Annotated in this window: 19 protein-coding genes and 2 pseudogenes; 11 read left to right on the forward strand and 10 right to left on the reverse strand. The window is 70.3% G+C overall.

Annotation, left to right across the window (positions count from 1 at the left end):
- Positions 1 to 127 precede the first annotated feature (127 nt).
- Positions 128 to 2266 (reverse strand): TPM domain-containing protein, encoded by a 2139-nt coding sequence (locus ACLJPL_RS24535; RefSeq protein WP_411083267.1) that lies wholly within the window; start codon positions 2264 to 2266, stop codon positions 128 to 130.
- Between the two features lie 344 nt (positions 2267 to 2610).
- Here ACLJPL_RS24535 and ACLJPL_RS24540 point away from each other — a divergent pair, with 344 nt between their 5' ends.
- Both ACLJPL_RS24540 and ACLJPL_RS24545 read left to right on the forward strand, forming a co-directional pair.
- Positions 2611 to 4335 carry a glycosyltransferase gene (locus ACLJPL_RS24540; protein ID WP_411083084.1) on the forward strand — a complete coding sequence of 575 codons (1725 nt, stop codon included), beginning with the start codon at positions 2611 to 2613 and terminating at the stop codon, positions 4333 to 4335.
- A gap of 7 nt (positions 4336 to 4342) precedes the next feature.
- Complete coding sequence (locus ACLJPL_RS24545) at positions 4343 to 5851, forward strand: DUF6056 family protein (protein ID WP_411083085.1); 1509 nt, start codon at positions 4343 to 4345, stop codon at positions 5849 to 5851.
- A gap of 159 nt (positions 5852 to 6010) precedes the next feature.
- On the opposite strand, the gene ACLJPL_RS24550 is transcribed toward ACLJPL_RS24545, so the two are convergent.
- Together ACLJPL_RS24550 and ACLJPL_RS24555 are read right to left on the reverse strand one after the other, a co-directional pair.
- Positions 6011 to 7156, reverse strand: a complete 1146-nt coding sequence (locus ACLJPL_RS24550) for an RNA polymerase sigma factor (RefSeq protein ID WP_411083086.1) — start codon at positions 7154 to 7156, stop codon at positions 6011 to 6013.
- Between the two features lie 8 nt (positions 7157 to 7164).
- A complete protein-coding gene (locus ACLJPL_RS24555; protein ID WP_411083087.1) occupies positions 7165 to 7572 on the reverse strand; it encodes a YciI family protein in 408 nt (135 codons plus the stop codon).
- A 231-nt stretch (positions 7573 to 7803) separates the two neighbouring features.
- On the opposite strand from ACLJPL_RS24555, the gene ACLJPL_RS24560 reads away from it, so the two are divergent.
- The 3 genes from ACLJPL_RS24560 (at position 7804) to ACLJPL_RS24570 (ending at position 10755) form a co-directional block, all read left to right on the forward strand.
- Complete coding sequence (locus ACLJPL_RS24560; RefSeq protein ID WP_411083088.1) at positions 7804 to 7977, forward strand: hypothetical protein; 174 nt, start codon at positions 7804 to 7806, stop codon at positions 7975 to 7977.
- 792 nt (positions 7978 to 8769) lie between these two features.
- Entirely contained in the window at positions 8770 to 10098 is a 1329-nt protein-coding gene (gene hisS / locus ACLJPL_RS24565) for a histidine--tRNA ligase (RefSeq protein ID WP_411083089.1), read from the forward strand.
- 45 nt (positions 10099 to 10143) lie between these two features.
- Positions 10144 to 10755 (forward strand): hypothetical protein, encoded by a 612-nt coding sequence (locus ACLJPL_RS24570; RefSeq protein WP_411083090.1) that lies wholly within the window; start codon positions 10144 to 10146, stop codon positions 10753 to 10755.
- 177 nt (positions 10756 to 10932) lie between these two features.
- Here ACLJPL_RS24570 and ACLJPL_RS24575 read toward each other — a convergent pair whose 3' ends face one another.
- From ACLJPL_RS24575 to ACLJPL_RS24585, 3 genes are all read right to left on the reverse strand, one after another.
- On the reverse strand, positions 10933 to 11397 hold the full coding sequence (locus ACLJPL_RS24575; protein WP_411083091.1) for a hypothetical protein: 465 nt from the start codon (positions 11395 to 11397) through the stop codon (positions 10933 to 10935).
- A gap of 260 nt (positions 11398 to 11657) precedes the next feature.
- The gene (locus tag ACLJPL_RS24580; protein ID WP_411083092.1) at positions 11658 to 12104 is read right to left on the reverse strand and encodes a hypothetical protein; all 447 of its coding nucleotides are present in this window, start codon (positions 12102 to 12104) and stop codon (positions 11658 to 11660) included.
- Positions 12105 to 12721: 617 nt separating this feature from the next.
- Complete coding sequence (locus ACLJPL_RS24585) at positions 12722 to 13102, reverse strand: hypothetical protein (protein ID WP_411083093.1); 381 nt, start codon at positions 13100 to 13102, stop codon at positions 12722 to 12724.
- Between the two features lie 155 nt (positions 13103 to 13257).
- On the opposite strand from ACLJPL_RS24585, the pseudogene ACLJPL_RS24590 reads away from it, so the two are divergent.
- Both ACLJPL_RS24590 and ACLJPL_RS24595 read left to right on the forward strand, forming a co-directional pair.
- Positions 13258 to 13618 (forward strand): annotated as a pseudogene (locus ACLJPL_RS24590) (transposase); the annotation flags it as partial.
- 373 nt (positions 13619 to 13991) lie between these two features.
- Entirely contained in the window at positions 13992 to 14435 is a 444-nt protein-coding gene (locus ACLJPL_RS24595; protein WP_411083094.1) for a hypothetical protein, read from the forward strand.
- A 24-nt stretch (positions 14436 to 14459) separates the two neighbouring features.
- On the opposite strand, the gene ACLJPL_RS24600 is transcribed toward ACLJPL_RS24595, so the two are convergent.
- Positions 14460 to 15698, reverse strand: a complete 1239-nt coding sequence (locus tag ACLJPL_RS24600) for an IS701 family transposase (protein WP_411083268.1) — start codon at positions 15696 to 15698, stop codon at positions 14460 to 14462.
- A 379-nt stretch (positions 15699 to 16077) separates the two neighbouring features.
- On the opposite strand from ACLJPL_RS24600, the gene ACLJPL_RS24605 reads away from it, so the two are divergent.
- Positions 16078 to 16464: a hypothetical protein gene (locus tag ACLJPL_RS24605; RefSeq protein WP_411083095.1), complete on the forward strand. Its 387-nt coding sequence runs from the start codon at positions 16078 to 16080 to the stop codon at positions 16462 to 16464.
- A 61-nt stretch (positions 16465 to 16525) separates the two neighbouring features.
- Here ACLJPL_RS24605 and ACLJPL_RS24610 read toward each other — a convergent pair whose 3' ends face one another.
- The 3 genes from ACLJPL_RS24610 to ACLJPL_RS24620 all read right to left on the reverse strand — a co-directional run bounded on the left by ACLJPL_RS24610 (position 16526) and on the right by ACLJPL_RS24620 (position 18019).
- Positions 16526 to 16744 carry a DUF397 domain-containing protein gene (locus tag ACLJPL_RS24610; RefSeq protein WP_411083096.1) on the reverse strand — a complete coding sequence of 73 codons (219 nt, stop codon included), beginning with the start codon at positions 16742 to 16744 and terminating at the stop codon, positions 16526 to 16528.
- Positions 16745 to 16964: 220 nt separating this feature from the next.
- Positions 16965 to 17183, reverse strand: a complete 219-nt coding sequence (locus tag ACLJPL_RS24615) for a DUF397 domain-containing protein (RefSeq protein ID WP_411083097.1) — start codon at positions 17181 to 17183, stop codon at positions 16965 to 16967.
- Positions 17180 to 18019: a helix-turn-helix domain-containing protein gene (locus ACLJPL_RS24620; protein WP_411083269.1), complete on the reverse strand. Its 840-nt coding sequence runs from the start codon at positions 18017 to 18019 to the stop codon at positions 17180 to 17182. The genes ACLJPL_RS24615 and ACLJPL_RS24620 overlap by 4 nt, the downstream gene beginning before the upstream one ends.
- A gap of 92 nt (positions 18020 to 18111) precedes the next feature.
- Between ACLJPL_RS24620 and ACLJPL_RS24625 the strand changes: the two genes are divergently transcribed.
- The 3 genes and pseudogenes from ACLJPL_RS24625 to ACLJPL_RS24635 form a co-directional block, all read left to right on the forward strand.
- The gene (locus ACLJPL_RS24625) at positions 18112 to 18372 is read left to right on the forward strand and encodes a hypothetical protein (RefSeq protein WP_411083098.1); all 261 of its coding nucleotides are present in this window, start codon (positions 18112 to 18114) and stop codon (positions 18370 to 18372) included.
- A complete protein-coding gene (locus ACLJPL_RS24630) occupies positions 18369 to 18701 on the forward strand; it encodes a hypothetical protein (protein WP_411083099.1) in 333 nt (110 codons plus the stop codon). Before ACLJPL_RS24625 ends, ACLJPL_RS24630 begins: the two co-directional genes overlap by 4 nt.
- Positions 18698 to 19084: pseudogene (locus ACLJPL_RS24635) on the forward strand (hypothetical protein); the annotation flags it as partial. The gene ACLJPL_RS24630 and the pseudogene ACLJPL_RS24635, both read left to right, overlap by 4 nt.
- Positions 19085 to 19101 lie beyond the last annotated feature (17 nt).

The raw sequence follows: 19101 nt of genomic DNA on the forward strand, positions 1-19101 counted from the left end.
TACGGGGTCGGCGGGGCGAGCTCGCCCGTACCGGGTCGCCCGTACGGGATCGTCCGTACGGGGTCGGCGGGGCGAGATCGCTCGTACGGGATCGTCCGTACGGCGTCGAGGCTGAGGACCAGGTCGTTCAGAAGCGGCCCCCGCCGCCGCGTCGCCCCCGGGTGCCGCCCCCGCCGAAGCTGCCCGGCCCGCCCCCGAAGCCGCCCCCGAAGCCGCCCCCGAAGCCCCCGCCCCGGCCGCCGCCCCCGAACAGGCCGCCGAGGATGATCCCGCCGAGCACCGCCCCGCCCATCCCGCCGCCCCCGCCCCCGCCCCGCATTCCGCCCGGGCCGCCGGGTCCTTGCGGGCCGTGGAAGCCGCGTACGTCCTGCTCGGCCAGGCTCAGCGCCTGCCGGGCCAGCGCGTCCGCCTGCCGCGCCTCGCCCAGCGCGCCCTGCGCGTCGTCGTCGCCGGACAGCTCCCGGGCCCGCTCCCAGCGGCGCTGGGCCTCCGCGAGACGGGTGCGGGCCTGGCTGCCGACCGCGCCCCGGTTGGTGGTGACGTAGTCGGCCGCCGCCCCGATCGCGGACCGGGCGGTGAGCATCGCCTGGTCGAGCAGCGAGCGGGCCCGCCGCCCGCCCCGCTCCTGCTCCCGGGCCCCGGCGAGCGCGTCGTCCAGGGCCGCGTCCGCCTCCTCCACCCGGCGCAGCGCGTCGACCGGGTCGTACGGGCCCGCCGCCATCGCCTGCCGTACGTCGGCGAGTACGGCCTCCGCGCGGGCGATCCGGCCCCGCAGGTCGGCGGTGGAGGTGGCGGCGGTCGTCCCTTCGAGGAGGCCGCGCGCGTCGGCGAGGTCCGTTTCGGTCTCGGTGAGGGCGGCGGGCAGCTTCCCGGCCGCCTCGCCCAGCTCCGCCGCCCGCCGGTCCACCGCGTCGATGAGGGTGGCCGCCTGCCCGACCGCGCCCTCGGCGGCCCGGATGCAGACGGCGGCCCGGGAGCGGTCGGTGCGGTCGACGGCCTCGCGGGACTGGGTCAGGGCGGTGGTGGCGAAGGCGATCCGGTCCCCGGCCTGTTCGATGTCGGCGGCGACGGGGGCGGCGGCCCCCTCCCCGTACCGTGCGCGCATCCCGGCGACGGCCTCCTCGGCCCCCGACACCCGCCCGGTGACCTCGCGGAACGCCTCCTCGACGGCGGTCAGGGCCTGCGGGGCGTTGCGTTCCAGGGCGCGCAGCCGGTCGAAGTCCTCCGCGACCGCGTCGAGCCCCTCGTCGGCCGCCGCGCACCGGGTGAGGATCTCCTCCAGCATCCGGCGGCGGGTCGCGTCGTCCTCGGGGAAGGCGTCGTCGAGCTGCTGGCGCAACCGGAACGACCGCGTCAGCTCGTCCTTCGCCCGCTCGACCGCCGCCGTGAAGGGCTGCGCCGCCTCCTCCCCGAACTGGGCGGTCGCGAAGCCGAGTTCCTCCTCGCTGGTGCGCACCGCGTCATCGGTGTCCACCAGCACCTGCTTCGCCCGCGCGTCCAGCTCCTCCAGCGGGACCGGCGCACCACCCGTCCCGGCGGGCCGCCCCCAGCCGGTCGTGGCCGGGGTGGTGCGGGTCGTCGAGCGGCGCTTGCGCCGGGCGTACGCGTATGCGGCGAGCGCGCCCGCGCCGCCGAGGACGGCCACCGGGAGGATGAGGTCGCCCGCACCGGAGGGACCGGAAGCCCCCGTACCGGGGTCGGCGGGGCCCGGGGTGATCGCGGGGGCGGTGACGGGCCGCCCGGCCAGCGCGGAGGCGTAACCGTCCGCCGCCCCGATCGCCGCGCCCGCCCAGTCGTTCTGCCGTAGCGCGGGCTCGATCGCGGTGCTCGCCACCTCGCGCACCTGCTCGTCGGTGAGCCGGGAGTCCGCGTCCACGGAGTAGCCGTACTGCCGGTCGTGGGTGGCGACGGAGAGCAGCACGTCGTCCTGGCCGAGCCCGTTGCGTGCGGCGGTCTCGTCGCTCCACGCCTGCCCCGACAGCTTCCCGGACCGGCCGGACCGGGGGGAGAAATCGCGTACGTACACGACGAAGAGCTGGACGCGGTGGGCCGCGTAGAGCCGGTCGAGGGCGTCCTCCACCGCGCCCGTACGGTCGCGCAGCGCCCCGACCCGGTCGGTGATCTGCCCGTCCCGGGAGAGCTCCACGGGATCGTCGGCGCGGGCGTCCACCGCACCGGGCACGGCGAGCCAGCCCACGGCGAGGAGCGTGGCCAGCAGGCCGGTGAGCAGGGCCCTGCCGGGCGGGGAGCTCCGGGTGCGGTCCACGGGAGGCGTCACCTTTGCGAGGCTATGTCCGGCTTCTGGAGCCCGCGACCGGAGTCCCGGTCCCTCCGACGGCCTCTTCCGCCGCCCCTGCGCTGTTCGGATGAAAGGGCGCGACGGCTCGCGCCTTCGGGGGGCGGAAGCGCCGGTCTCCGCCACCGAATGCGGCAAACCTAGACAGGTAGCGGTCATATCCGTGCAACAACGGACAGCTCGGCAACGGACAACTCAGCAACAGGCAGCTCAGCAGCAGACAGCTCAGCAACAGACAGCTCAGCAACAGGCGGCTCAGCAGCAGACAGCCGTCGTACCCGTACAGACGACCGGCCCACGTACGGAGGTGTCACGTGACCGGCCCTCAGCTCTCCGTCGTCGTTCCGTGCTTCAACGAGGCCGAGGTGCTCGACGCCTTCCACACCGCCCTGCTCGCCGTCCTGGACGGCCTCGGCGAGACCTTCGAGGTCTGTTACGTCGACGACGGCAGCGGCGACGCGACCCGGGAGCTCCTCCACGCCCTCTCCCTGCGCGACGAGCGGGTCCACTACACCGCCTTCAGCCGCAACTTCGGCAAGGAGGCCGGCATACTCGCCGGTCTCCGCATGTCGCGCGGGGCCGCCGTGGTCATCATGGACGCCGACCTCCAGCACCCGCCCGAGCTGATCCCCCGCATGCTCGAACTGCACCGGCACGGCTACGACCAGGTCATCCCGCGCCGCGACCGCACGGGCGAGGGCGTGGTGCGCTCCACGCTCAGCCACACCTACTACGCCCTGGTGCGGCGCTGCATGGACGTGGAACTCATCGACGGGACGGGCGATTTCCGGCTGCTGTCCCGGCGGGCCGTGGAGAGCGTCCTCTCCCTCCCCGAAAGCAACCGCTTCTCCAAGGGGATCTTCTCCTGGATCGGCTTCGACACGGTCAGCTTCCGCTACCGCAACAGCGAGCGGGTGGCCGGGCGGTCGAAGTGGGGGAGTCGGCGGCTGCTGAACTACGGCATCGACGGGCTGCTCTCCTTCAACAACCGCCCGCTCCGCCTCGCCATCTACACCGGCTTCTGGGTCTTCGTCTCGGCCCTGGCCTACGCGCTGTGGACGGTGATCACCGTCGTCCTGCACGGCGCGGACACCCCGGGTTACGCCACCCTCCTCACCGCCGTCGTCGCGCTCAGCGGCATCCAGCTGGTCACCCTCGGGGTCATCGGCGAGTACGTGGGCCGCATCTACCACGAGGCGAAGCACCGCCCGCCCTATGTGGTGCGGGAGACCGACGCGACCTGCCGGACCCCGCCGCACCGCCTGCCGACCGGGCCCGTCGTCATCGCGGAACCGGACGAGCCGCCCCCGCCGGGAGGGTCCACCCGTTCCCGCACCGTGCGGCAGTTCGGCAGCTTCGTCGCCATCGGCTTCGTGAACACCGCCGTCTACCTGGGCGTCTACGCCTCGCTCAACCGCTGGATCCCCTACCTCGTCGCCCATGTGGTGGGCTACGCGGTCAGCATCGTGTGCTCGTTCCTCCTCAACTCGTACGTCACCTGCCGGACCCGGCCGACCTGGCGCGCGTTCGTCCGCTATCCCGTCTCCAGCCTGGTCAACCTGGTGGCGTCCGGGGCGCTGCTCTACGGCGCGGTGAGCGGACTCGGGATGGACAAGAACCTCGCCGCGCTCGCGGCCGGGGTCCTCGTCACCCCCGTCTCGTTCCTGCTGGCCCGGTGGGCGATCATGTCGGGCCGCCGCCCCGAGGACGCCGTGTCGAGGCGTCCGGACCGGCCGGGGGCCTCCGTACGAGAGTCCTCCGCGCTGGAGTCGTCCGCGCCGGATCCCTCCGCACCGGGCTCCTCCGCGCTGGAGTCGTCCGTACCGGGCTCCTCCGTACCGGGCTCCTCCGCACCGGGCTCCTCCGCGCCGGATTCCTCCGCACCGGACTCTTCCGTACCGGATCCCCCCGCACCGGAGCGACCGGCCCGGCCCCTCCCCGGACGGCCGGAGGCGGACGGCCCCCTCCCGTCCCGGACCGCCCCCACGAGCACCTCTCCCGCCCCCCACACCCCCCTTCGCTCCTCCGAGGACCGGTGAGACACGGATGACCGACCGCGCCCCGGGAACCACCGTGCCGGACGATCCGGCGGACCCGGGCGAGGTCCGGCAGGAGGAGCGGGGGCGCGGCCGGCGGCCGTGGACCTCGCTCTGGGTCACCGCTCTCGCGCTCCCGCCGCTCGCCCTGCTCGCCGCCGCCTCCTGGTTCGGGCGGTGGGTGCGGCCCAGCGCCGACGACTGGTGCTTCCTGCCCGCCGTACGGGACGACGGCATCACCGGCCTGGTCGGGAAGTTCTACTTCGACGACAACGGGCGCGTCGCCAACGCGATGCTGGTCGGTTCCTACGCGAAGTTCCAGGTCGCCGGACACCAGTGGTACCCCCTGGTCAGCGGGGTGCTGGTGCTCGCCGTGCTCTGGGCGGCGACCGTCGTGGCGCTCCGCCGGGGCGCGATCACCGTGCCGCGCGGGCTGCCGCTGCTGGTCGCGGCGATGGTGACCGGGACCTTCCTGTTCGTCACGCCGAACACGTACAAGACGTTCTACTGGCCCGCCGCCTCGGTCTCCCACACCCTGCCACCGGTCCTGGCCTGCGCCGCCCTGATCCCGCTCCTGCTCGCCCGCACCCGCCGGGGCCGGGTGGCCGCCCTCGCTGTCGCGCTGCTCGCCGGGGCCTTCCTCGCCACCCTCTCGGAGGAGACGGCGATCGTGGTGGTGATGGTGCTGCTGGCCACGCTGCTCCTGAGCGGCCGGCTCGTCCCCGCCCCGGCCCGCGCGTTCGTCCGCCTGTGGTGCGGGGCGGGCATCGCCGGAACGCTGGCGGGCGCGCTCGTCCTGATGACCTCGCCCGGCTCCACCCACCGCCGGGAGCGGTTCGGGGCGCAGACCACCTCGCTGCTCGCCCCCGACTCGCTCGCCGCCTCGCTGCGCGCCTTCGCGGAGATTACCGTCACGGTGGTCACCACCTGGCAGTACGTCGGCGTGGTCGCGGTCGGCGTGCTCCTCGGCCTGCTGTGCGGACGCCGGGACGGCCGCACCCCCGCCCCGCCGGCCCACTGGCCGCTGCTGGCCTGGGCCGGACTGCTCACGCTGCTCGTCTCCGGCTACCTCTGCACGGTGATCGCCTACCCGGTGTTCCAGGACCGGGTGAGCGACCCCAGCGCCAACCGGCTCTGGAACGACTACCTCCTGCTGTACGTGATCCTCCTCGTCGGCCTGGGCATGCTGCTGGGCCTCGCGGTCCGGCAGGGGACGCGGCGTACCGCACCGCTGAAGGCGGTGTGCGCCGCGCTCTGCGTCCTGGTCTGCTTCGGCCCGGCCGTCTCGCTGCTCAACCTGGACGCCACCATGCGGGCGCGCGCCGAGAAGTGGGACGCGCAGGACCGGCGGCTGCGGGAGGGGGCGGCGAACGGCGAGCGGGTGATGCCGTACGAACGCCTCCCCATCAGCAGCATGCTGGAGCCCTTCAGCCGGGGCGGGGCCACCTACTGGCCGGGCGGGTGCGTGGCGGACTTCTACGGGCTGGAGCGGGTGACGGACGGGGCGCGGACGCCCTGACGGACCTGTTGATCCCGATCGAGGCGCACACCACCGAACGCATCCTGAGCGACGCCGGCGGGCTGAAGCAGCACGGGGAGCGCCTGCTCCCGCTCCTCGACGAGACCCTGGCCAGGGGCTGAGGGCCTCCCTGGCCAGGGCGCGGGACCGGCAGGGGCCTCACCGCCCCCGGCCGCTGTTGAGCCGGGCCGCCTGACGGATCAGATGGTCGCGCTCGGCCAGGTCGGCGGCCTTGCGGGCCGCCTCCGCGTACAGCCGGGCAGCCGTCGTGAGGTCGCCGTCGCGTTCATGGAGGTACGCCGCCACCGCCGCGTACCGGGGCAGCGCGTCGTCCAGCTCCGCGAGGGCGGTAAGACCGGCGCGCGGCCCGTCGGCCTCGCCCACGGCCACCGCGCGGTTGAGCCGGACGACCGGGCTGTCGGTCAGGCGCGCGAGCTCGTCGTACCACTCGACGATCTGCACCCAGTCGGTCTCCCCGGCGGTGGGCGCGTCGGCGTGCAGCGCGGCGACGGCGGCCTGGGCCTGGTACTCGCCCAGCCGGTCGCGGGCCAGGGCCGCCTGGAGGATCCCGACGCCCTCCGCGATCGCCCGGGTGTCCCACCGCCCCCGGTCCTGCTCGGCCAGCGGCGCCAGGCTGCCGTCCGGGGTGGTCCTGGCCGCGCGCCGGGCGTGGTGGAGCAGCATGAGGGCGAGGAGCCCCGCCACCTCGGGGTGGTCGACGGCGGCCGCGAGCTGCCGGGTCAGCCGGATGGCCTCGGCGGCGAGGTCGACGTCGCCGGAGTAGCCCTCGTTGAAGACCAGGTAGAGGACGCGCAGCACGGTGGAGACGTCGCCGGGCCGGTCGAACCGCACACCGGACACGGTCCGCTTGGCCCGGCTGATCCTCTGTGCCATCGTCGCCTCGGGCACCAGATACGCCTGGGCGATCTGGCGGGTGGTGAGTCCGCCCACGGCGCGCAGGGTGAGCGCGACGGCGGACGAGGGCGTCAGGGACGGGTGGGCGCAGAGGAAGTAGAGCTGGAGCGTGTCGTCCGCCCCGGGCGCGGGCCCGGGCCCCGGCTCCTCGTCCACGAGCTCCTCGCGCCGACGACGGGCGGCGTCCGACCGGGTCGCGTCGAGGAACCGCCGCCAGGCCACGGTGACCAGCCACCCCTTCGGGTCGCGCGGCGGATCGGCGGGCCAGACCCGCACCGCCTCGATCAGCGCGTCCTGCACGGCGTCCTCGGCCGCCGCGAAGTCGGCTCCGCGGCGGACGAGGATCCCGAGCACGCCCGGCGTCAGGCTCCGGAGCAGTGGTTCGTCCATCGGTCACGTCACTCCGCGATGGTGGGCGGCGCGGTCAGGAACGGGCGCACCTCCAGCCACTCGTGGATCGGCTTCCCGCCCGCGCCGGGGGCGGCCGACAGCTCTCCGGCCAGCTCGACGGCACGCTCGTACGTGTCGACGTCGATGATCATCCACCCGGCGATCAGGTCCTTGGTCTCGGCGAACGGCCCATCGGTGACCGGCGGCCGCCCCTCACCGTCGTACCGGACCCACGCGCCCTCGGGAGCGAGCGCCTGCCCGTCGACGTACTCCCCGCTCTTCTCCAGCCGGGCGGCGAAGTCGTTCATGTACTGGATGTGCGCCGAGACCTCCTCCGGCGCCCACCGGTCCATGGGCACGTCGTTGACGGCCTCCGGAGCGCCCCGGTAGTGCTTGAGCAGCAGGTACTTGGCCATGGGTTTCTCCTCGGTGCGGGCGGCCCGTGGGGGTCGCGCGGCGGTCGTTCCGGTCGTGTTCACTGTCGCGTTCACTACGGGGACGGAGCCGGTTGCGGGTTCTCGACATCCTCGCCCGACTTTTTCTCCGGCCGACGTACGGATCGCCGCCACGCGTGTCGCGGACAGGGGTTCAACCGGCATCCTGGGGGCACGTTGGTTCAACGACCTGTGGAAGGGAGGGCGACAGCCATGAACGAGGCACAGCGTCCCGTCCTCGTCCTCATCTCCTCCATCGCCGTGATCTGTCTCGTCGTCTTCTCCCCGAACGCTCTGGCTGTCACGGCTGCCTGGTGGGCGGCTCTGGTCGTGGCGATCGTCTCGCTGGTGCTCATTTTCGTGATCCGCCGAAAGGGAAACCGTTGACATCCGCGAGGAACCGGGTGGACAAACGCCAATTGGCTCTTGTCCTCCGCGTCGTTCTCGTGTTTCTCGCCATCGGTCTGGTCGTCGGAATCTCCGCGGCATCGCGCACTTCCGCGATGCTCATTTTCGCCATCGCCTCGGTTCCGGCCCTCTCTTGGTTCCTTTCACGCAAGGGCCGTCGCCGGTAATACGCGTACGTCGACAACCTCGGGTTGTCATCAGGCCGGCGCCGAGGTCAGGACTCCAACAGTGGAGCGGTCTTCCAGCAGTACGGATCGTCCGAAGGCCGCGCGCGAGCCACATCGGGCAGGCTGTGGGCGGCGACCTTCCGCAGTCCTTCGGGGCTGTCGGAGGTCGCGGCGTCCGAGGCGATGATGCCGGGCCAGTCGCCGCAGGACCAGTACAGCCGATGCCGTCCGGGCTCCAGGGGGAGGACCCCCCACCAGATGCGCCCTGTCTGCCGAGTGCGTCGTCTCCGGGGTCAGGGTGGCCGATTCCCGCTCCTCCTGGTCTCCTCGGATGTCGAGGAGGTCAAGGGTCAGGGACGGCATCCGCGACAGGTCGTCCTCGTCGTCGCGATAGAAGGTCCGGAGGAGGAAGGCGTCAACGTCGACTCCGATCAGTCGACTCCGATCAGATGGTCGGACGGATGCGGTCACACTCCGCATGTGACGCGGCGGACCCTGGTCGCGGCCTTCTCCCGCCTGCGCTCGCGGGCTGCGCAACGCGCCCATGAGCAGAGCCGCGCAAGCGTTTTGCCCTCGGCCACTGGCGTCCGGGACTATAGCCCGCATGGCCTCCTCGAAGCAGTTCGACCCCGCATCCGGGACCCGCGACTTCCTCGCAGCCGAATACGAACGGCGCGAGCACGCGTTCGCAACGATCCGCACCGTGTTCACCCGCTACGGCTTCCAGCCGCTCCAGACCCCTGCTTTCGAGCGGCTGGACGTCCTCACCGGCAAGTACGGAGACGAGGGCGACAAACTGATCTTCAAGATCCTCCGGCGCGGCGAGCACGAGGCGAGCGGAGAAGCTGATCTCGCACTGCGCTACGACCTCACCGTCCCCCTGGCCCGAGCGGCGGCGGCGTACGGCAGCCAGCTTCCCTCTCCGTACAAGCGCTACGCCATCGCCCCGGTCTGGCGAGCGGACCGGCCGGGCAAGGGTCGGTTCCGCGAATTCGTCCAGTGCGACCTGGACATCGTTGGCTCTTCCTCACCCCTGTCGGACGCGGAGGTGGTCCTGGCGCTGCACGACGCACTCGACTCACTCGGAGTGCCGGAGTTCCGTTTCCTGGTGAACTCCCGGCACGCCCTGTTCGGCCTCTTGGAGGCGTACCAGGTTCCCGACGAGCTCGGCTCCGGCGCGCTGATCACGCTCGACAAGCTCGACAAGCTCTCTCCGGAAGCCGTTGTGACCGAATTGGTGGCCAGTCGCGGCCTGTCGCAGGAGATGGCCCAAGGGCTGGTGGACGATCTCACGGCGCCCGATGCCGTCGAACGGGTCCGGACACGCCTGAAGTCCAGCGAAACCGGTCAGGCAGGCTTGGCCGAGGTTGACCACCTGCTGAGCCTGACCAAGGACACCATCCCCGCCGAGCGCATCGGATTCACGCCGAACCTCGTGCGCGGGCTCGACTACTACACCGGCATCATCTTCGAGGTGGTCGCTCCCGGCGTGCCCGGGTCGATCGCATCGGGAGGACGGTACGACAGCCTCATCGGGCGTCTCGGAGGCAAGGACGCACCTGCCTGCGGTGGTTCCCTGGGCATCGAACGCATCCTGCCCCTGCTCTCCCCGGCCGAGGGAACCCCGTATGCGCAGATTGACGTTGCCGTCACGGTCATGGGCGAGGAGCAGGCCGCAGACAGCTTCCGACTTGCGGCCCGGATCCGCCGTGCCGGAGTCCGCACGGGTGTCTACCTCGGGTCAAGCGGGAAATTCGCCAAACAGATGAAGTGGGCCAGTGACCAGGGGGCCAGATTCTGCGTGATTTACGGCGCGGCCGAGCGCGAAGCCGGTACCGTCACGTTGCGGGACATGGACAGCGGTGAACAGGTCCAGGTCCCGTTCGATCAGGCCGCCGAAGACCTCTCCCGGCGGTGCGCGCCCTCCAGTTGACGCAGCGGGCCCCTTCCGCTGCCGACTCGTTCTGAGGAGGAACGGATGGGAACGCAAGGCGATCGCATCTTCCAGATCACGGCCGAGCAGGGATTTCCGGACCCCTGGCTCAGTTTCGGGGACTCACTCTGTGACGAGGCAGCCCTCAGCACGGAACTGACCCGCGCCATCAGCAAGGCGCGTAAGGAACGCACGGACGAGACGCACGCCCAGGTCTCGCGCGTGTTCGACGCCAAGAAGACCAATCTTCTGCGCTGCGCGGGCATCCTCGACCAGGTGTTCAGCGACTACGACGCGTCCGGCATGTGGGACGTCCTGAACGAGCGAGCCACCAGGCTGGACGTTCAGGACGTGCTGGAGACATGGGGCCGGACGCAGGGCCTCCACCCGTTCCCCGTCGTACTCCGCAGCCTCGAATTCAACTGGGGCTACATGAAGGAGTATGGCGTACGAGCGTTCTACGAGATGACGCGCGGATACATCTCACGGCTTCAGGGCAACACCGCGCGGTGGCATGAAGCCTGGCGGGGCGAGGCGGAAACGGGGGTCGTGGACCGTATCACGTCCATCGAATGCGACCTGGCCAGCATGGAAGCCCCCATGCACTGCGATGTGTGCAAGAAGACGATCACGGCGCTGCTCTACCTCGACGAGTAGGAGGCCGTAGTGACGCAGGGGGCGTGGCGGGAGGCCCGGCCCCGGCACTCGACCTGTTGTTCAGGGTTCGCCGGCCGGAACGGGAGCCCCTGCGCCCGCTCTCGTCACGCGGGGCGGGACCCCCCGTACCCGCCCCGTCTGTGAAGCGATCTGTTCCGGGCTGTTCGGAGTGGTGGTTCAGGACTTGGCGTCGTACAGCTTGGTGCAGCCGTGGATGTAGCCGCCCTTGCCCATGCAGGCGCGGAACTTCAGCTTGGTGTTCTCGGCGATGTTCTTGCCCTTGGAGACGGTGACGGGGGCCTTGTGCCCCCGGCTGGTGTGGTTGACGACGCTCTTGCCCGTGCCGGCGACGATGACTTCCGCGCGGATGTAGTAGCCGTCGCCGGCGCTGTCGGTGATGTAGACCGTGTCGCCGTTGCGGTTGTTCCCGGTGGAGTGCTTGTCGGCGTTCCAGGTGACCTTCCCGCCGACCTTCCCGTCGAGACGCACCGTGATGGTCCTGGAGCCGTCCCGGTGCATGGTGTTGGCGAAGCCGTCGATCTTGGGCGCGGCGTGGGCGGCCGGGGCGGTCAGCGCGGCGCCGGTCAGAGCGAGGGAGGCGGCGAGGGTGACGGCTGCGGCGCTGCGGGCTGTGCGGGGCATGGAGGCGTGCTCCTTCTGGGGGCGGGGTCGGGTCGGCTGGGGCGGGTCAACCTGGTGAGCCGCTCGGGAACAACCCTAGGGAGCGGTGGAGCCGTCCCGGTGGACGTGACGGCAAATGAGGCGTTCCCGGGACGCCGACCTCGCTGACCTGCACAAATGTCGGATGCTTGGGACATCGGCGGTACGCGGGAGCCTCGCCGGGACGTCATGGGACGTGCCCCTGGGCCGCCGCCCGCCGCCCGATGCGCCTGCCGCCTTCCTCAGCCGCCTTGGACGGAACGTCCATCAGTCGGGGAATCCGAACGCAACCCCACCGCACTGTGCTGGACGAGCCCGGCCGGCACATCCGCAGAGCTGGTGTTCCGGCTCGTCGACTCCACGAGCTTCGCGCGGAGATCAGCCGCCGGCTCGCCCAGCACGATGGCGCTCAGAACCAGTTCGAGCATGACGCAGTCGTACGCGTCGTCCGTTCCGCCGTAGCGCTCGGGATCGCGCTCGGCCACGGCGTCGGTGATCCGCCACCCACCGTCGTCGACCGGCGCGAAGGTCGCCGCGAAGATCCCTCTGCCGGTCCAGCTCCGGTGCAGGAAGACGGTGTCGCCCTCGGTGAACACGTTCCACTTCTCGTCCATGCCGCGTGACGCGTAGCCGAGTTGAATCCGCTCCCACTCGTCGCCCGACCAGATTCGCTGGGGCGGTCGTGGCATCGGCCGAGGATCGGATATCGGCTGAAGGCGACGGGCGAGAGAGGACCGGGTGACGCGTTCTTCGGCAGGCATGCCGCGATCCTACGGAGCGACGGAACGCGGCGACTCCCTCTTCGCCCGCCCGCCCGCCCGCTCGCTCCCGCCCGTCACCCGTCCGGGTGGCCGAGGCGAGTGAGCGCCGCACCGCCCACACGGCCGGGACACGCTGACCCGAGACCTTTCAGGAGGACGCCGTGGACCTGCCGCCGATCTGCCCCCACTGCCCGGCCGGCCGGGTGCTCTGGCGAGACACCAGCCGAACCGCCCCGGCCCACCCGCACAGGTGGGTCTGGTACTGCGCCGGCTGCCGGAGGACATGGGAACCCACCCCCGAGCAGAAGGCGAGGCACCACCGTGTGCCGCCGGCGGGCCCGCGCGCTCGGGTGCACTAACTGACCGTTTCACAATGAAGCGTCGTAGTCAGACGTTGGCTGCGGGCTCGGACGTGGTCTCCGTCGCTCTCGATGGAAACATGTCCGAGCCTGCCGTCCCTGAAGAGTCGGCCAGGAGCGAGCGCGTCGTGGAGGTGGTGGCCGGAGCACCGCCGCGGTCCACCCCCGACCGTCATGCTGATGCGCTCACACGCCGATCGCCAACGCAGCCCCCATCAGGGCCATTCCCAGCCCTCCGTACAAAAGGGCTGCCACCTTGTGTGCGAACAGTGGCATGGTGCCCGGCAGATACATGAGGGTCGGCTCTCGCGGGTCAAGCTCCACCTTCACGGCCTGGCCGACTGAGATCCGCAACTTCTTCCCGTACAGCGAGCCCTTTATCACGCGCCCTTCGTGCACGACCGGTCCCAAGTGATAACGCGTCTCATCCGAGGAGAACCGGCCCGGCCCGTACCCGGAACACGGGACCTCCAGAGAGATCCGCCGCTGCCGACCCCGAACGTCAGACACCGACAGCGCTACCGCCCACACGACAGCCCCGGCTGCCAGAACAAGAACCACGAGCACGTTCGCCCACCCCAGTCTCAGAAACGAGCAAGTAGCAAGAAGTCGGGCTTCAGATCACGGGGCGCTGCAGAATCCCTGCTGTCCGCTCACACTCATCAAGCGAGTTCGCTGGTGAACAGACCCGCTGGTCGGGCTTCTTCCGCCACGATCTCGACGTGATCAGAGATCTCGTGCCCGACGACCTGTGGGCCCGCATCGCTCCGATTCTGCCACCCCCTCCGCAGCGGCGGAATCGGCATCCGGGACGACGCCGGACAGACGGACCGCACCACCCTGGCAGGCATCCTCTTCGTCCTGCGCACGGGTGCAGCCTGGCGTCGTCCACGGGACTGGACCGAGGCCGGCGTCTGGCCACGCCTGCATGCTGCGATCCTCGCCGAGCTGCGAAAGGCCGGACTCCTGGAGATGGACGACTGTGCCATCGACGGCTCATACGTCCTCAGTCTGAAAGGGGGAGCTCACACCGGACCATCGCCCGTCGACAGGGGCCGCCCAGGAAGCAAACACCACATCGTTCAAGAGACTCCGGATCCGCTGCGAGATGCGTGCTGATCTCCACCTCGGACTACGACAACTCGCCTGCGGCATCATCTGCCTTCGGAACCTCCGGGCGGACAGCCCTTAGTACTCCAGCCGTAGATCGTGATTTTGCTGGCGGTGGCGGTGGCGGTGGCGGTGGCGGTCAGGGAGCGGTGCGTGTCACCGGTGACCACCGGTGCATGGAGGCAGAAGATCAGCCAGCCGCGTCGTGGGCGCCGATGTCGCCGTCATTCGGGTGTGCCGTCGCCTCCGTGGGTATGGCTCGCATGGAGGAGTCCCGTACTGAGACACTTCCGCTGACGAGCACGCCGGTAGGCGCGCAGACTGCGGCAGCGGGGGATGAGCCACATTGGTCCGCACGAAATGGCTGGACAAGGGATTCCTGTTGTTCTATGGGGGGCTGGGCCTGCTGCTCGCGATCGCGGGTATCGGGCTCTTCTCCGCGGTTCGGGAGACCCGTGCCGACCTCGGGGCTCTGGAGAACTCCGGCAAGGCGTTCCTGAAAGCCCTCGGCTCAGGGCAGGGTGATGAAGCCTGCGCGCTCATGACCCGGACAGCGCGGTCCGAACTCGCTGCCGCCCAGCGCAAGGACACATGCCCGCATGCCGTCGAAGCGTTCATAGGCCCCTTGAGCGACGCGGAACGAGACGAACTGGCCGGCTCCTACGCATCCCGGTTCTTCCCGAGAGACGGCAGCCTCGGACACATAAACGTCGATGACAACCCTCTCCAGATCAGCGAGTTGCTGCTTTCCGAGGTCGACGGGAAGTGGCTGGTGGCCGAATGGCGTTAGCAGCCCGGCTATGAATCGTGATCTTCAGGGCTGATTCGTGGCTTGTCTGCGGTAATGGCTGGCCTGGGCTCGGGCCTGGTGGCGGCGCCTCCAAGCGGACCAGTGGAGCCGGTGGGCTGCATCGTGTACGGGCCGGACGAGGAGCGTCGTGAACAGGCGCTGAATCTCGTTGCAGGTCAGCGGGATCAGTCCGTCCGCGGCGGAGTGGCGGGCGTGTTCGTCGGCGCGGACGACGGCGAGGAAGGCGTGAGCGAGCATAGCCAGGGTGACCCAGCGAGACCAGGAGGTATAGCGGCGAACCTGGTGCTCGTCCAGCCCGGCCAGGCCCTTTCCGGCCTGAAATGTCTCCTCCACCCGCCACCTCGATCCGGCGACACGGACCAGCGTGGCCAGGGAGACCGGGGTCGGCGAGCAGCAGCGGTAGTAGGCGAGTTCGCCGGTGGTACGGTTGCGGCGGATCAGCAGCCGGTGGCTGCCGGGCCACCCTTCGACCAGGTCGATGACGGCCCAGTCATAGAAGCGGTGCCCCTTGGCGCCGGCCCCGGCCGACAGCTTCTGCCAGGCCCGCTTCGGCAGCTTCGCAGCCAGAGCGTCCGCACGGAACTTCCCCGCGCCGGTGGTGACTTCATGAGAGCAGGCAACGGCGAGCACGTAGCCGACCTGGCGATTTTCCAGCACGGAGGGCAGCGAGGGGTTGCCACCGTAGACCTCGTCGCCCGCGACCCAGCCCACGCGGTGCCCGGCGTCCAGGAACCGGCCGATCATGCGGGCGGCCAGCTCCGGCTTGGTCGCGAAGACGGGGTCCTCGCCCAGGCCCGCGGCCCGGCAGCGTTCCGGGTCACACGTCCACGAGCGCGGCACGTACAACTCACGGTCCACCGCCGCGTGCCCGCGCCCTCCCGCATAGACCAGGTAGACGGCGACCTGCGCGTTCTCAATCCGGCCCGCGGTACCGGTGTACTGGCGCTGCACACCGACGGTCTCGGTGCCCTTCTTCACGTCCCCGGTCTCGTCGACCACCAGCACCGCATCCTCGTGGTGCAGATACTCCAGCACGTACTCGCGCACGTCGTCGCGCACCGTATCGGCATCCCACTTGGCCCGACCGAGCAGGTGCTGCATACCGTCCGGAGTGGCCTCTCCGGCCCACTCGGCGATCGACCAGCAGTTCTTGCGCGGCAGGTCCGACAGCAGCCCCAGCACCAAGTCCCGCACCCGGCGCCGGGGTTCAACCCGCGCGAATCGGCCCGCGATCCGACCCATCAGGGCCTCGAACGCCTCCTGCCAGCGGGCAGGGTCTACGCTGCGACCTGCGGCCACCACATGATCTTCAGTCTTCACACACCGATGATCAGCGGTGGCCGTACCCGTCTCTCAGTCGCCCCAGCAGCAAGATCACGATCTACGGCTGGAGTATTAGGGGGTGTCCGGCGGGTCATGACCGAGGTCACGGCGTCCGGCACCGCACCTCAACGGCCGGAGTGGACACGGGATTCAACCGCGAACCCGGGGGAACCCTGAACTCCATGACCCGCCGGGCAAGAATCACTATCACCTCACCGACGCACTCGGCAGCGTCGTCACACTGGCCGCCGAAGCGGGCGCCAAGGCCAACAACACCTATGCCTACAGCCCCCGCGGCGTGCATTGCGCCGACGCGAGTGAACCGCTGGCGCAGTCCTACCGATTCGCGGACAGCTACCAGGATCTCACCGGCCTCCACCCTTTCACAGCCCGCTACGCAGCGACGGAATTCGGGAGTTTTGCCGCCGAAGGCTTTGTCAACAGGCAATTTCAGATCAGGAGACCCGTCATGATTGCCGTTCTCGTGCTCCTCCTGCTCGGAGTGCTGTTCGTCGCCATCGGAATCTATGCATCCCGGGCGCAGGGCAGAATGATCGCGGCGCGACAGGACGAGCGAAACGCGGTGGTCGCCAAGTCGGTCACCCGGGTCCTCTTTCTGGGGGTGGGCGGGGCCTGTCTCATCTCGGCCGCTGCGTATGCGGTGGGTGCGATCTCCAGGGGCTGATGGCGAGGTTCCAGATGCACGACGTCGGCGAGTGCCCCAAGCCTCTGGCGGGCAGGCCGAGTCAGACGGTGTCGAAGTCCCCGGTGCGGATGCCCGTGACGAAGGTGGCGAACGCGGCGGCGGGGATGCTGAGGACCGGGCCGCCGGGGTTCTTGGAGTCGCGTACGGGGACGATGCCCGTGGTGGACGCGGTGCGCGGGGCCCACTCGACGCAGGTGCCGCCGTTGTTGCTGTAGGAGGACTTGATCCAGTACGGGGTCGTCGTTTCGCTTGTCGTCACGGGGTGCCCTTTCGCAACCGGATGATGTGGGACCAGGAGCAGTGGGTCAAGCCGGTCGAACATCGGGCCATCAGGCCCGACACGTCTTCAAGGTTCCTCTTGAATATACGAGTTGACGCGGTCTTGCCACCAGAGGCTGATGGCCCGTGCAGGGGAGGCAGCTTCAACGCCACCGCCCCACCGCGCTCGGCACGGTGGGGCGGTGTTGGGGTGGGGCCGGTCAGACGGTGCCGAAGTCCCCGGCCCGGACGCCCGTCACGAAGGCGGAGAACGCGGTGGCCGGGACGCTGAGGACCGGGCCGGTGGGGTTCTTCGAGTCGCGTACGGGGACGATGCCGGTGGCGATCGCCGTGCGCGGGGCCCACTCCACGCAAGTGCCGCCGTTGCCGCTGTAGGAGGACTTGACCCAGTACGGGGTTGTGGTGTCGGTCGTCGTCACGGGGTGCCCTTTCGAAGCTGGTGGATCACATCCACGGATTCTGCCTGCGACAGAGACGCGGCCTGTAGCTGATGGTAGCTCCTCACCAGCGGCAATACGGAGGCCAGTTCGCGGTCCAGATGCCCTTGCGTTTCCGACTCGACGTAGGAGACCACGGACCGGTCCGGAAGGGTCAGCAGGTTCACCTGCCGATAGAAAGGGCGGCGCTCACCGAGACTGTACGGGGCGATCTGGAGGACGGTGTTCGACTGTCCGGCGAAGTCGATCAGATGCTGCAACTGCGCGTCCATGACGCCTGGTCCGCCAATCGGTCGACGGATGCAGCTCTCGTCTAACACCGCGATCAGCATGGGCGGTACGGACCGAGTCAATGCCGCCTGACGCTCCACGAGGAGCCTGACCTCTTCGTCTGCCTTCTCGCGGGTGATAACGCCTCGCTTGACAGCACCATCGGCCAGCGCTTGCGCGTACTCCAGTGTTTGAAGCGGACCAGGGATCACGCCAGACTCGAACAGTCTGATCTCAGCTGCTTTGCCCTCCAGTGCCAGGTACTCGGGGAACCCCTGCAACAGCACGCCGTACTTGATCTCGTTCCACTCGCGTTCGAACGACTCTGCCGTCCCCACGAACTGGAGTGCGACGTCAACGCCGATCGAGAACTTGCGAGTTGGCGGCTTGTTACTGGTTTCCACGCCCGAGACATGACGCCCCGTGTATCCGATCCGCTGGCCAAGGTCGTCCTGCTTCCAGCCCCGTGCCTCGCGTGCCTTGCGCAAACGCGCTCCGTAGGCCGCTTTCGGGCCTGCGTCAGGGTTCAGTTCCTTACGGTTTACCAACGTACCCCCCAAATCCGCCACGTTGAAGACGTATCGACAGTAGGCCACGCTCGGTCCCCCCGGTAGTCGTTTGGCTACAGAGAGGAGCGAAAGTGTGCGGTCAGAACGTTTGCCCGAATACCCATGAGCCCCCGGACCCGCCGGCCCCCGGCACCCTCGTGGTGGATACCGGTCACGGGGACCGGGTGGGGGAGTTCCGTGGGGTCGCCGGCCCCTACTGGTCGCTGCGCCCGCTGGGCGGCGGGACCGAGTGGGAGGCGGAGCCCCGGCGGGTCCGGCCCGCGCTGCTCATGGAGCAACTGCGGGCCAAGATCGCGCGGATGAACGCGCGCAGTCGCGGGGAAGTGCTGTGAGGGCCCGCAGGTCGCCGAAGCCCTTGGCCCGCTTGTCGGTGCGCGTCGCCCTCGCCCTGGGGGCGGCGGAAATCCGTCTGCGGCTGCGCTTCCCCCGGCTCACGCAGGCCCTCACTCCGCGCGCGGCGGCCGAACACGGCCCGCCCTGCGCCGAGTTGCGGCGCATCGAGTCGGACCCGGCCTACCGGGCCTTGTTCTTCGCGGAGTTGGACGCGGCGATCACGGACCGGGATGCGGAGCGCGAGGCGATGGTGCACGCCGTCGAGGCGGCGGCCGCTCGGCTGCGGAGCCTGGTGGTTCCCCCGGACAGCGGCGAGCGCGCCGCATGAGGGACGAGGTGTACGTGGCCGGGGTCACCGCGACGGCCGGTGGACGCACCCTCTCGCTCGGCGGGATCGTCGTGCCCCATCGTCGGCTCGTCCTCCGGTGGCTGCGCAGGCAGGCGCTGCGGCTCGCGGAAGGGCACGGGCGGGACCTGCCGACCGCTGCTTCCTGGCTGCGGGCGAGAGACGTGGGGCAGGTGACCTTTCACGGTTCCGACGCCCCGGAAGCGCTCCGGGCGTGGGCGGGTGACGACGAGCGCCAGGATCACGCGATACGGGCCCTGGAGTCGGGTTCGCCGGCGCTGCTCACGGTGGTCGACCCCGCTGTCGGACTGTGCGTGACCCTGGCCGGATGGCCCGTGTCCCCGGCGTGTCTCGCCCGGCATCCGCCGTCTGCCGGAGCCCC

Origin of the sequence: Streptomyces sp. cmx-18-6, assembly GCF_046548915.1 — a bacterium.
GTDB lineage: Bacteria > Actinomycetota > Actinomycetes > Streptomycetales > Streptomycetaceae > Streptomyces.

Bases quoted from the DNA above. Each gene is read 5' to 3' on its own strand.
- ACLJPL_RS24600 (WP_411083268.1), bottom strand. From the start codon at position 15,698: ATGGGTCGGATCGCGGGCCGATTCGCGCGGGTTGAACCCCGGCGCCGG.
- ACLJPL_RS24545 (WP_411083085.1), top strand. From the start codon at position 4,343: ATGACCGACCGCGCCCCGGGAACCACCGTGCCGGACGATCCGGCGGAC.
- ACLJPL_RS24580 (WP_411083092.1), bottom strand. From the start codon at position 12,104: ATGCCACGACCGCCCCAGCGAATCTGGTCGGGCGACGAGTGGGAGCGG.
- ACLJPL_RS24550 (WP_411083086.1), bottom strand. From the start codon at position 7,156: ATGGACGAACCACTGCTCCGGAGCCTGACGCCGGGCGTGCTCGGGATC.
- ACLJPL_RS24555 (WP_411083087.1), bottom strand. From the start codon at position 7,572: ATGGCCAAGTACCTGCTGCTCAAGCACTACCGGGGCGCTCCGGAGGCC.
- hisS (WP_411083089.1), top strand. From the start codon at position 8,770: ATGGCCTCCTCGAAGCAGTTCGACCCCGCATCCGGGACCCGCGACTTC.
- ACLJPL_RS24560 (WP_411083088.1), top strand. From the start codon at position 7,804: ATGAACGAGGCACAGCGTCCCGTCCTCGTCCTCATCTCCTCCATCGCC.
- ACLJPL_RS24570 (WP_411083090.1), top strand. From the start codon at position 10,144: ATGGGAACGCAAGGCGATCGCATCTTCCAGATCACGGCCGAGCAGGGA.
- ACLJPL_RS24575 (WP_411083091.1), bottom strand. From the start codon at position 11,397: ATGCCCCGCACAGCCCGCAGCGCCGCAGCCGTCACCCTCGCCGCCTCC.